Origin of the sequence: Vibrio sp. 10N.247.310.23, from assembly GCF_041467155.1 — a bacterium.
Lineage (GTDB): Bacteria > Pseudomonadota > Gammaproteobacteria > Enterobacterales > Vibrionaceae > Vibrio > Vibrio crassostreae_C.
In genome coordinates this window covers 1-11,095 of sequence record NZ_JBFSTZ010000050.1, presented here as the reverse complement: position 1 = coordinate 11,095, position 11,095 = coordinate 1, and the positions used below count along the sequence as shown (strand labels likewise).

Genomic DNA, 11,095 nt, shown 5'->3' with positions numbered 1-11,095 from the left:
GACAACATTATAATGTTGATCCAGATTTGCTGCGATCGATAGCACAAGTTGAAAGTAGTCTTGATCCTAATGCTTATAACGAAAACCAAAATAAAAAAGGTCAAGTAACCAGTCGTGATTTTGAACTCATGCAAATTAACTCTAGTTGGTTTCCTCGACTGGCTGAATTTAATGTCAATGAAACCAATGTCTACGAACCTTGTTTTAATGTTTCATTAGGAGCGTGGGTATTAAGCTCTAACTTTGCTAGCCCAAATGTATTGAGATGCACACAAACAACTGTTTTCGCCTAGCTTTAATGAATATGAAGTTACGTCAGTGGACAGCAATAGGAGAGAAAACGTCAAGCTTATTTAACTATTTCGTGACTAATAATCGCTCATGAAAATTTGTGATAAGTATCATATTTATTTCCGTTGTTCGCTAAGATGTTTAACGCTCTATGACTGCCTTGTTTGTACTCTTCAATAATCAACCTGCCACGTTCATGAATAACACCATATCCTTAAATTAAAAGGAAAATAGTTAAAAATCTTCTATAGTTTTAAGTAGTAAACCGTTAACCACATGGGCCTCAACTATGCAGTTAGTTAAAAATGAATTTGTCCAATTTCATCAAAAAAGGGAGATTTCTTTTACGTGGCAAGTGAATACCAATAATTTAACTATCGATGCATGTGATCTACAAGAAGTCTTGGGGGTCACATGCACCGTGACTGCTATCGAACATTTTCTAGATCTGTTTTCACCTTCTAATAAAGCCCGAGTCTCTGAGATGCTCTTACAAGTAAAAAGAGGGGAGGAGCCAGATCCCATTAAAGCATTCATAGTCACGCGAGGCTCTAACGTTAACCTGAGTTTAGTATCCGTAAAAAAAATCACTGAAAATCTGATCGCAGGTATGATAATGCCTATGCTCTTGTCTCCAACTCAACAAGACTTATCGTCCTTTTTTTATCAAATATTTGAAAATCACCATCACGTTATTGTGGTGACGGACAAACACACCCGTATTGTTGCCTACAATAGTTACTTTGAGAAATCAACCGGTTATAAAGTAGAGGAGCTTCTTGGTAAAAAGACGTCTATTTTCAATGCTGGCAAGCACGGAGCACCGTTCTTTAGCAACATGTGGAAGGAAATTATCCAACACGATTATTGGAGCGGTCTCATTTTAAGTAAAGCCAAATCCGGGAACGTCAAGCCTCAAGAGCTACTCATCCAGAAGTTAGAGTCTCTAAAAGGCAACACCTATTACTTGGGGGTTACCTTAGATTTATCGAGTAAACTCTACCGCGTTGCTGGTATTGAACATGGCGGTATTGAGTTATTGACTCAACTGCCCGGTGAAGAAGAATTTTTGGCTAAGGTACAAAATGGACAGGCTGAACTAAAAGATAGCGAAGGGATGTTACTACTGTCCTTTGTACCAAAGTTTGATGAAACATTGGAGTTTGATGAAAAAAAACAACTTGCAAGCGCGCTCGCGTACCATGAAAGTGACTGTACGGCAGGCTTTATTAAAAAGACTGTGTTTACAATTGCCATCATTTATAAGCATGACAAAGCTAAACCTCACTCGCTTTCTATCTTCGAAGCGATTCGAGAACGCTTTAAGAAAATCAAAACAAGAATGGACAAAGAAGTATATCAACGAAGTATGGGAGGCACTATTGGTGTATCAGTACTTGGATTGGATGCGAATAATGCACACAAGATGATATCTCACTCTTTACAAGCGATGTATGAAAGGCATACTTCTAATAATAACATATGCTTTTATAACCGAAACCTTCATGAGAAAGTCAAACGACGCGAGGTGTTAGAAGAAATAGTGAGGTATTCGGTTAAGGCAAAGGCTATGCAGGTTTTCTTTCAACCTATTATTTCAACCAAAAGTTTTAAAGTCTGTAAACTCGAAGCATTGTGTCGATTTACAGACAGCTAAGGCGAGCACCTAGAGACTCAGGAAATGATACAGATTGCAGAAGATATGGGTCTCGTTTCTGAGTTAGATTTGGCCGTAGCAGATAAAGCCATGGAGCAACGAAATCAACTGGTTAAACTATATGGCAATGAAGTCGAGATCACCATTAATGTGTCTTTGAACTCAGATAAACCAGTGAAGTCCCTCTTCAAAGACTTGATGTCGCTTTTCAGAAAACATCGTAAGCATCTCCCTTATGTTACCGTAGAGCTCACAGAGTCAGCCTACTTTAGCAATGAAAACAAGAACAGTGATCTGCTGTTTGAGCTACGTAAAAAAGGGGTAAAGATAGCTATTGATGACTTTGGTACTGGATATTCTTCTTTCTCCTACTTGAAAGATGGTAACTTCGATGTACTTAAAATCGACCGGGATTTTATTATTAATCTCGTTTTCGGCTCTCATAATTACTACATCGTTAAAATGATTACGCAACTTGCTCATACTTTAGGAGTAGAAGTGGTGGCTGAAGGTGTTGAAAGTATTAAAGAAGTTAATATATTAAAAGACCTTAAAGTGGACTATTTACAAGGGTTTTATTTCGCAAAACCCCTACCAGTTAAACTCCTCTCAGCTGAAATCAACGATAGAGAGGAGCTCCGTGACTTGGTCGAGCCAGAAATTCAAGACGTGGTGTTATTTACTACTCCTCCTTTGTTATCTCCCACTCACACCTTAAGAGAGGTCAAAGCCTTATTTGACCGTAATTCGGTTCATGTTTTACCCGTAATCATTGATAAGCAGTGTGTGGGCGTCCTAACCAAGGAAAAATACAATCTCCATGCTACGCCCACACTCGGCACTGACCGAGAAACGATGCAAGAGTATCGTTCTTTGGATAAAGTGGTGAGTGCGATGATGGAACCATTGATTACCTGTGTTCACGAAACAATAAACGCGAGCGAAATCCATGAGAAAATTCGGAACCATATTCCTTTGCCTTGGGTTGTCATCAACGATTCTGGAGACTATGTGGGTATGATTGACACTGTTAATATGATCCATTATTTGAATGCACAATAAGTACGTTTTCGCTTTTTTATTACGCCCATTAGCTTTGATTTGATGAGTAGCCATTTTAAAGAACCTTGGCGCGGACTTAACTTCCAATATTGGTCTACATGAAACGCGAGAGTTTTGTTCACACATCTGAGCCTGTTCTCATTTTAAAGACAAACACTTTAAACGTGTCTTTATCACGATTCTTATGTTGCCTTTAGGGGCACCCTGCGGGCTAGGCCCTGACTGTCCTAAGAGCCTTAGCGCCTTGTCGTTCCCTCCTCGTTGATCTCTCTGTCTTTGAATAAGTTCGAATAAGGGCTTGTTTTCTTTTGCGCTGATTTCTTTCACTCGCCTCACTTTCGGGCTCGCGGGCTGTTAACCGTCTCTCCCCACAACCTGTTTTTCAAGGGAGGCTTCGCCGCTGCGCGCCCTTGCAAAGCAGAACGATATTGAGAGAGCGGACAGCCAAGCGGCTCCGAAAAGTGATACTCAAACAGAAAGGAAACTCTCATGGCGCAACAAAACTCAACCCCAACTCTCCCTAATTCAAATTCATCGACCAGCGTTTCGCCGCTGGGGCACGAAAGCTCACCAAAAAATGATATCTCTAGTCCTTTGGCGGTATTGAAGTTGCGCTATCAAATCAAAAAGTGTCGTGATGAGACGAAAAGAAAGTCTGATTTTCTTTCCAAAATCCAGCGTTTGAAAATGTTCAGTCGTCGTCAGTCGCCAGAGCAACTGGCTGATATCGCCGCGTTAAAAGACCAAGGGTTCGTTGACGCTATCAAGCAGCAGTTTCCGCAATTGGTGTCACGTCGTTTTGCTTTCCATGAAATCCGTGACTTTTTCATCGAATTAAATGGCGCTGGCTTTGGGGAATGGTTTCTTCATGAGCGAGCGGATCACATCATTCTGTACACCACTTACGGGTCTGTGTTTCCAGCGTTGCGCTTTGTGACCACTGGGGAGGGTACGTTTAAGTGCTCAGGGTTTTGTTTTGATGTGCGTTTTGGGGCTTAGGGGGTCATATGGTTGTTCGTTCTACAGTATCCGCTGACATTTCCATGCACGTGATTTGGGTGAATTCAACTGACTTTGAATCCACGGTTAAGGCTGTCAAAATTCATGAGATTTTGGTGAATGAGTTTGGGTATACCGACTCGTTAATACTAGAGGAAGGCAACCGAGGGAAGGGGGTGAGTATCAGTGTGTGTGATAACACTACCACCATTAAGCAGATGCGAGAAGACTACGCCTACGCAAAAAAAGCAGAAAGGACGATAGAAACCACCTCCGAGCATCGCGAGTCGGCAAAGGCTTTACTCTCTTCTCTGTATGACGACTGAAGTCTGCTTATTGTGTAACGTCACAAACACTCATAAGAGAAGGTCATTAGTGTGTCTGGATTTTGTTTCGATATTCTAGCCGTTAGCGGCATTCAAACGGGTTATGTTTTTCGACGAGCAACGCCTTGTTCGGTCTTGCCTTAAGTGACAAAGGTTATCGAGTGTGCGTGTTGAGGCCCTTTTGTGACAAATATGAGCGCGGCGTCGGAGGGGGAGTCCTTGGTTGAGGGGGATGCGAACATTCGGTGTGTTATTACCCAGTTAAGTAAACCGGGAAAAACGCTTGTCACGAGCCGGCATTAATATCGAGTGGCGTAAGTCGAGTAACCAGCAGGGCGCCCTCTTGGTGGGGAAGGGGCCTTTCTAACTGGGCGACGTGCTTTGGGCTGAGGTACTGGCTTAGGCTGTCCTTTTGGCTTGTTGTCGCGACTTCCTTTAAACCGTCCCATTTGAGAACCCTCGCGCCAGGGAGGCTTCGCCGCTGCGCGCCCTTGCGCTACAGAACCTGCAACTGGGTACGGACAGTCAGACGCTCACCAAGACCGAAAGGAAATATCATGTCAGCACGTGTTCAATACTCAAATGTTTCGTTATTCACATCAGAAGAAAAGGGCATCCTTGACCAGGCCGCAAGCATTCTCAAATCCAAACTGTTTATTTCAGAACAAACGCCATTAACCTCGCCTGAATTGGTGAAATCGTTCTGCCAAACGTCCTTGGCCGCTTGTGAGTCTGAAGTGTTTGGGATTATCTTCCTCGATAATCAACATCGAGTGTTGCGCACCAAAGAGATGTTCTACGGTACCGTTAATGCCGCTTCGGTCTATCCGCGTGAAGTCGTGAAAGCGTCGCTGGCCACGAACGCGAGTGCGGTTATTCTCTATCATAACCACCCAAGTGGCGACGCCACCCCAAGTCAAGCTGACCGACGCATTACCCGTCAACTGACGGATGCGTTGGCATTGGTTGATATCCGAGTACTGGACCACTTTGTGGTTTCATTTGAGTGTGTGGTGTCTTTTTCTGAGCGAGGCTGGATTTAAAAAAGCGGCTTATGGCCGCTGATTGAAATAGGGTAGGAGACTACCCTTCAACACATTTTTGGATAAAGATGTTTTACGATCTTCGGGCAGAATCTACCCTTCAGATAACTTTTCATGTCCCAAAACGTCAACGACCACCGTATATAGCGGTGATTTATTTGCAAGGAAATGGACAGTTCCTTCCGTTGCGCAACAAGAATTCCAAGTGAGTGTGTGCGTATAAATGCCGATTTCATGCAAAATTAAGCTGGTATGGTGATTCTGACCGCTATTCGAAACCATTCTGAATACCAAGATTATTTTCAAGTTTCTGCCAAAATAAATGTTGACCTGTCTAAAGCTTCATAGTTTATAGTTCGCTCATAGATGAGAGGAAACCCCATGTACCGTATTTCTGAATTGGCACAAAAAGTTGGATTGAGCCGCTCCACTTTGCTCTACTACGAGAAGCTTGGTTTGATTTCAGCCAAACGACAAAGCAATGGGTATCGCTGCTATACAGACAAAGATGTTCAACGTGTAAAACTATTACAGCAACTACAAGCTGGCGGACTAACCCTAAAAGAGTGCCAAGCATGCTTAAAGGCTCAAATCGACAGAGAGCTGCTACTCCATAGGCTTAATGTATTGGATGAAGAAATCGCCCAAAAACAAAAAGCAAGAGAGCTTCTTTCCTCAATGCTTGGCATGAACTCTATGAAGGAGTGGCACCAGTCAATGGAAAAAGAAGCTCCGTCAGCACATCTAGAATGGTTAATGAAACAAGGCTTCAGTGAAAAGAATGCCTTGAGGCTAAAGTGGATTTCGAAAGATATGAATGAACATGAACAATACATGGCTGATTTTGAAGCTATTTTTCAAGGGTTAGATCGGCTGGGGCCTGGTGATGAAGGTGACTCTCTCAAAGCATTACGCTCTTTACCTATTAGGTCGGGCGATGCGCTAGAAATTGGCTGTGGAAAAGGAGTCACAACCACTTTGCTGGCAAAAAATTCAGCCTTCAATTTAACGGCACTCGATAACGATGAGTACTGCCTAAGCTGCCTTAAAGAGAAGGTTAAAGACCATTCTCTTGAACATCGAGTAACAACGATTTGTGACAGCATGACAGCGATGCCATTTGATCGGGGGCAATTTGATGTGCTCTGGTCAGAAGGCAGTGCTTATATCATGGGAGTCAAGCAGGCACTCAAAGGTTGGAAACCATTTCTTAAGAGTAATGGCTACTTAGTTATTAGTGACTTGGTTTGGCTGACCGATAACCCAGATGCCGAAGCCATAGAGTTTTGGCAACAAAACTATCCAGACATGGCGACGAGCGAGCAACGAATCAAAGAGATGATGAAAGCAGGCTATGAGGTTATAGAGAGCTTTACACAGAGTGAACAGTCGTGGCGCAACTATCTGGATCCATTGAGTCAAAAGATCACTCAGGTCGAAGATGAAGATTTTTCTTCTAATACACTCAATGATTTACGCAAAGAACTACAGATACACGAGCAATACTCAGGTCAATATGGTTACCAAGTATTTGTACTAAAAAACAAAGGTTAAAACATGAAAATTAGAGCTGAAAATCACTCAGACATTACAGAAATTGAAACACTTATTTATCGAGCGTTTGAGAACCATCCACACCATGAACCAGGTGCTAAACCAACAGAACACTTGATCGTCAATAAACTACGTGATGCAAAAGTATTATCACTATCTCTAGTTTGTGAAGATCAAACTGGCATCATTGGTCATATTGCCTTTTCACCGATTCTTATTAATGGCGAGGAGTCTGTTTGGTATGGCTTAGGCCCAGTATCAGTGATGCCAGAGCGTCAAGGTGAAGGTATCGGTGGTGCACTTATTCGTGAAGGGTTATCACAACTTAAAACACAAGGTATTGAGGGTGTAGTGTTACTCGGCGAACCAAAATATTATGGCCGATTTGGCTTTGAGTCACAGCCAAACCTTACATTTCCAGGTGTCCCATCAGAGTATTTCCTAGCTATATCGCTAGCCAACAATATTCCGACTGGCGAAGTTGCTTATCACTCTGCTTTCTTTAACAACTAAGAAGTAAAGAGAAATTATGAAACGTTTTATTCTGACCGTTACATTTCTGCTATGCATGTCATTAAATGGCGCGAATGCTTTAGAGAATAACCCAGCATCTAAATTTGGTATTGCTATATCAAATGACGCTGAAAAAATTGCATATAGCGTTAACGGGAGTGGCAAAACATCACTAATATTTATTCACGGTTGGAGTCTGGATAGCAGGCTCTGGCAAAATCAAATCGGTTATTTTTCAGAAGAATACCAAGTTATTACTATTGATTTAGCTGGTCATGGAAATTCGTCATTCAATCGTGAAGAGTACACCATGGTCTCTTTCGCAAATGATATTAAAGCAGTCATTGAGAAAGAAGGTATAGATTCTGCCATCTTGGTTGGACACTCTATGGGTGGTGGAGTCATCGCAGAAGCTGCGAAGTTAATGCCGAACAAAGTTATTGGCGTTATTGGTGTTGATACCTCACAAAATGTGGCATTAAAGTTCTCACAAGATGATCTTGACCTGATGACGAAGCCTTTTGAAGACGATTTTCAAAGCGGAATTGCGGCATTTGTAAAAGACTCATTACCGAAGAGCGTAGAACCAGAGTTACTCTATTGGGTTAAAGAAGATATGGCGTCAGCCCCTAAAGATATCGCGATTAATCAGTTTCGTAATTATTTAGGCCAATATGTAAGTGGTGAGTCATATCGCGTCTATGAGAGTATCAACGTGCCAGTTGTGCTAGTGAACGCTCGATTATGGCCAACTAACTCAGCAGAAAACAAGAAACATATCAAAGATTACAGCATTTATTACATTGAGGAATCTGGACATTTTCCGATGCTAGAAAAACCTCATGAGTTCAACAAGATCCTTTTTGAAGCTGTTAAGTCTGTTAAGTAGTTTGATCAATTAGGTTAGTTCCTACCGACTTCAAGTTACTTTTCTTTACCTGAACTGCATGAGTTAGAGTGAATTCTCTAACTCATTTTTCTATTTCTGGCATATGACTTCAAGCAGTTTTGCATAACTATGCACTCTAAACATTTGGATACGAAGATACCCTTTCTGCACAGTTCTGGGAGTTTTCGTGCATCGCTCGTTTACTCTCTGCCACGCGGGGGAACCTGTAAGTTTAGGGTTAAAATGTATCGGCTGAAAATCTCATCAACTCATAAAGGGGCAAAGATCACTTAGAGTAAATGAACTAAATTGATGTGTAGAAAGAAACCAACGTGGTGCAGAATTTTTATCCTAGTACTGATTTGACTTATTTAGTGTTAAGGTAACGGTATGAAAAAGACCACGCCAACGCCACATGATGCGCTCTTTAAGCAGTTTCTCACTCATCCTGAAACCGCTAAGGACTTATTGGATATTCACCTACCTGCTGAGCTGCGTGAAATCTGTGATTTGACGACCTTAAAGCTCGAATCAGGCAGCTTTATTGAAGAAAGTTTACGGCCTTATTATTCGGATGTTCTTTATTCTCTCACAACGTCTCAGGGGGAAGGGTACGTCTACGCGTTAATCGAGCACCAGAGTCGACCAGATAAACACATGGCGTTCAGACTGATGCGTTACGCTATCGCTGCCATGCAACAGCATATTGAAGCGGGTCATGAGCACTTACCCTTGGTGATACCTTTGCAGTTTTACCATGGCCAAGTCTCGCCCTACCCATATGAAATGAATTGGTTAAAAGGGTTTGCTAACCCTAAGATGGCTAAGGCTCTCTATACTCAAGATTTTCCATTGGTCGATGTTACGGTCATCTCCGATGATGAGATAATGCAGCATCGCCGCATCGCGTTACTTGAGCTTGTACAAAAGCACGCAAGGCATCGTGATATCATGGATTTCTTTGAGCCTCTGGTCACATTGCTCTTAACCGATTACACTACAGATAAGCAAGTACAGTCATTGATGAGCTACCTACTCCAAGTGGGTGAAACGAATAACCTAGAAGCGTTAATTACGTCACTGGTCTCATCAGTACCGAAACACGAGGAAACACTTATGACTATTGCAGAACAATTGCGCCAACAAGGCGAGCAACGTGGCCGCCAAGAAGGGCGCCAAGAAGGGCGCCAAGAAGGTATACAATTAGGTGAGGAAAAAGGTCGCCAAGAAGCACTCAAGGAGATGGCGCGTAAGATGCTGCTTAATGGTCTAGATCAACAAACCATTATGGATGTCACGGGATTGAATACAGACGAACTAGCACAACTTTCTCATTAGCCGCTCAAGCATAAAGGGTTGTGTTGATAAAATCTGCCTGGAGACAAAGCTACATCGTTTATGGCTAACCGTGGGCTTCTAACTGGCATACCTAGAGCTATAATTTTGTTCATAGTTTTGACATTTACTATCATTTCACCTATTTGAGCGTTGTAATATATCAAACTCGCTTTAGCGCTTTTCCGCTTCATTTATTGAGTAACTCTCTTCCCAACGCCTTGCATTCTTTCGAGGTGCTCTCAATGAGGTAAACCTTTCTTTTTCAGAACCTCATGGCGCAACAAAACTGACTTCCACACTCATGGTTTCGAGTATATCGACATGAACAGCTAAGTGTCGCTTTTGCTATGTTCTGCGTTTCTTTGCATCAATCTTTTTCACTTTCCACTTTCCACTTTTCACTCTCCCTGACCAAAAAGGTGGGGGCTAATTGAGTTAATGGCTAGACGGCGAACAGCCCTTTAGATTTATTGCTATATTTGACTTGAACCGCCTTCGAACGCTTACCTTTGAAGATTGAGTACGGACGGTTCTTTTTCTAACGCCAATCAACCTATAAAGTACGTATTAAACTTAAATATTGGGCGTTCTCCCTTCGGTTGGCTCATTCCGTCGCTTCACCCCTCTCGCGATAACTTATGCCACTGATATCGATTAAGCTCGATGTGACATCAAGTGCCTGCGAACAATCATCCAACGCCTCCGCTACTGCGTAGCTGCGCTTCGTCGTGCCTCCTTATTGCCTTTCACTGGCTTCAATTAAGGTCGAGTAAGGGCTTGTTTTCTTATGTGCCGATTTTCCTTTCGACTCGCATCTCTTGATGGTGCTCGCAGGCTGTTCACCATCCTCAATCAGAACCTTCTCTACAAGGGTAAATAAACGCTGCGCGCCCCTGCAGAGAAGAACCCTGTTTGAGGTCTGGTCAGCCAAGCGGCTCCATAAAAGTGATACTCAAACAGAAAGGAAACTCCTCATGGCACAACAAAACTCAACCCCAACTCTCTCTACATTGATGCTCAGCGACCAGCATTTCGCCGCTGGGCACGAAAGCTCACCAAAAAATGATATCTCTTTACTGCGTATTCCTCAGCGTACAGAGGAATACGCGCCCGGCTTTTTTCTTACGCCGTGTAGCGACATTACCTTAGCTGAACTCAAAATCGCGGGATTTACTCCGCGTGATTCTAAGTTCTACTCATCCACTCTGGCTGAGGTTGAGAAGAGTATCTTACACCACTTTAAAATAGGGGACTTAATTGACAATTTTATTGTGAAGGATGTATCAACCCCTTCGAGATCCCTCTTTTCGTTTCACCCTTGCCAGTTTTAATTACTGGGATATTTTTGTATTAACGTAAGGAGTAAGTCATGAAATATCTCTCTCACTATATTCAAGCCAAACAAACGCAAGCATTTAATGAG

12 protein-coding genes and 2 pseudogenes are annotated in these 11,095 nt (G+C 42.5%); 12 read left to right on the top strand and 2 right to left on the bottom strand.

The genetic code is table 11. The features are described from left to right. From AB6D93_RS23000 to AB6D93_RS22975, 6 genes and pseudogenes are all read left to right on the top strand, one after another. A partial coding sequence (locus AB6D93_RS23000) for a lytic transglycosylase domain-containing protein (RefSeq protein WP_372127312.1) occupies positions 1–293 on the top strand: 293 nt, incomplete at its 5' end. A gap of 287 nt (positions 294–580) precedes the next feature. Then, complete coding sequence (locus tag AB6D93_RS22995; RefSeq protein WP_102333035.1) at positions 581–1,948, top strand: PAS domain S-box protein; 1,368 nt, start codon at positions 581–583, stop codon at positions 1,946–1,948. Between the two features lie 21 nt (positions 1,949–1,969). After that, positions 1,970–2,740: pseudogene (locus AB6D93_RS22990) on the top strand (EAL domain-containing protein); the annotation flags it as partial. 63 nt (positions 2,741–2,803) lie between these two features. Continuing rightward, entirely contained in the window at positions 2,804–3,010 is a 207-nt protein-coding gene (locus AB6D93_RS22985; RefSeq protein ID WP_372050199.1) for a hypothetical protein, read from the top strand. Between the two features lie 489 nt (positions 3,011–3,499). Then, on the top strand, positions 3,500–4,009 hold the full coding sequence (locus AB6D93_RS22980; RefSeq protein WP_102333038.1) for a hypothetical protein: 510 nt from the start codon (positions 3,500–3,502) through the stop codon (positions 4,007–4,009). A 44-nt stretch (positions 4,010–4,053) separates the two neighbouring features. Then, the gene (locus AB6D93_RS22975) at positions 4,054–4,335 is read left to right on the top strand and encodes a hypothetical protein (protein ID WP_372159209.1); all 282 of its coding nucleotides are present in this window, start codon (positions 4,054–4,056) and stop codon (positions 4,333–4,335) included. A 299-nt stretch (positions 4,336–4,634) separates the two neighbouring features. Here the strand turns inward: AB6D93_RS22975 and AB6D93_RS22970 are convergent, their stop codons facing one another. After that, positions 4,635–4,784: a hypothetical protein gene (locus AB6D93_RS22970; protein ID WP_154724059.1), complete on the bottom strand. Its 150-nt coding sequence runs from the start codon at positions 4,782–4,784 to the stop codon at positions 4,635–4,637. Between the two features lie 108 nt (positions 4,785–4,892). On the opposite strand from AB6D93_RS22970, the gene radC reads away from it, so the two are divergent. The 5 genes from radC (at position 4,893) to AB6D93_RS22945 (ending at position 9,672) form a co-directional block, all read left to right on the top strand. Continuing rightward, positions 4,893–5,378, top strand: coding sequence for a DNA repair protein RadC (gene radC, locus AB6D93_RS22965; protein WP_102333040.1), 486 nt, complete (start codon positions 4,893–4,895; stop codon positions 5,376–5,378). A 381-nt stretch (positions 5,379–5,759) separates the two neighbouring features. Beyond that, positions 5,760–6,932: a MerR family transcriptional regulator gene (locus AB6D93_RS22960; RefSeq protein WP_102333041.1), complete on the top strand. Its 1,173-nt coding sequence runs from the start codon at positions 5,760–5,762 to the stop codon at positions 6,930–6,932. 3 nt (positions 6,933–6,935) lie between these two features. Further along, a complete protein-coding gene (locus AB6D93_RS22955; protein WP_102333042.1) occupies positions 6,936–7,445 on the top strand; it encodes a GNAT family N-acetyltransferase in 510 nt (169 codons plus the stop codon). Positions 7,446–7,461: 16 nt separating this feature from the next. After that, positions 7,462–8,334: an alpha/beta fold hydrolase gene (locus AB6D93_RS22950; protein WP_102333043.1), complete on the top strand. Its 873-nt coding sequence runs from the start codon at positions 7,462–7,464 to the stop codon at positions 8,332–8,334. Between the two features lie 390 nt (positions 8,335–8,724). Beyond that, on the top strand, positions 8,725–9,672 hold the full coding sequence (locus AB6D93_RS22945; protein WP_102333044.1) for an Rpn family recombination-promoting nuclease/putative transposase: 948 nt from the start codon (positions 8,725–8,727) through the stop codon (positions 9,670–9,672). Between the two features lie 77 nt (positions 9,673–9,749). Here the strand turns inward: AB6D93_RS22945 and AB6D93_RS22940 are convergent. Then, positions 9,750–9,851: pseudogene (locus AB6D93_RS22940) on the bottom strand (IS5 family transposase); the annotation flags it as partial. A 795-nt stretch (positions 9,852–10,646) separates the two neighbouring features. Between AB6D93_RS22940 and AB6D93_RS22935 the strand changes: the two are divergent. After that, a complete protein-coding gene (locus AB6D93_RS22935; protein ID WP_102333047.1) occupies positions 10,647–11,003 on the top strand; it encodes a hypothetical protein in 357 nt (118 codons plus the stop codon). The last annotated feature ends 92 nt before the right edge of the window (positions 11,004–11,095 follow it).

Excerpts from the sequence above, each read along its gene's own strand:
- AB6D93_RS22995 (WP_102333035.1), top strand. The coding sequence starts at position 581 with ATGCAGTTAGTTAAAAATGAATTTGTCCAATTTCATCAAAAAAGGGAG.
- AB6D93_RS22985 (WP_372050199.1), top strand. The coding sequence starts at position 2,804 with ATGCAAGAGTATCGTTCTTTGGATAAAGTGGTGAGTGCGATGATGGAA.
- AB6D93_RS22980 (WP_102333038.1), top strand. The coding sequence starts at position 3,500 with ATGGCGCAACAAAACTCAACCCCAACTCTCCCTAATTCAAATTCATCG.
- AB6D93_RS22975 (WP_372159209.1), top strand. The coding sequence starts at position 4,054 with ATGCACGTGATTTGGGTGAATTCAACTGACTTTGAATCCACGGTTAAG.
- AB6D93_RS22970 (WP_154724059.1), bottom strand. The coding sequence starts at position 4,784 with ATGGGACGGTTTAAAGGAAGTCGCGACAACAAGCCAAAAGGACAGCCT.
- radC (WP_102333040.1), top strand. The coding sequence starts at position 4,893 with ATGTCAGCACGTGTTCAATACTCAAATGTTTCGTTATTCACATCAGAA.
- AB6D93_RS22960 (WP_102333041.1), top strand. The coding sequence starts at position 5,760 with ATGTACCGTATTTCTGAATTGGCACAAAAAGTTGGATTGAGCCGCTCC.
- AB6D93_RS22955 (WP_102333042.1), top strand. The coding sequence starts at position 6,936 with ATGAAAATTAGAGCTGAAAATCACTCAGACATTACAGAAATTGAAACA.
- AB6D93_RS22950 (WP_102333043.1), top strand. The coding sequence starts at position 7,462 with ATGAAACGTTTTATTCTGACCGTTACATTTCTGCTATGCATGTCATTA.
- AB6D93_RS22945 (WP_102333044.1), top strand. The coding sequence starts at position 8,725 with ATGAAAAAGACCACGCCAACGCCACATGATGCGCTCTTTAAGCAGTTT.
- AB6D93_RS22935 (WP_102333047.1), top strand. The coding sequence starts at position 10,647 with ATGGCACAACAAAACTCAACCCCAACTCTCTCTACATTGATGCTCAGC.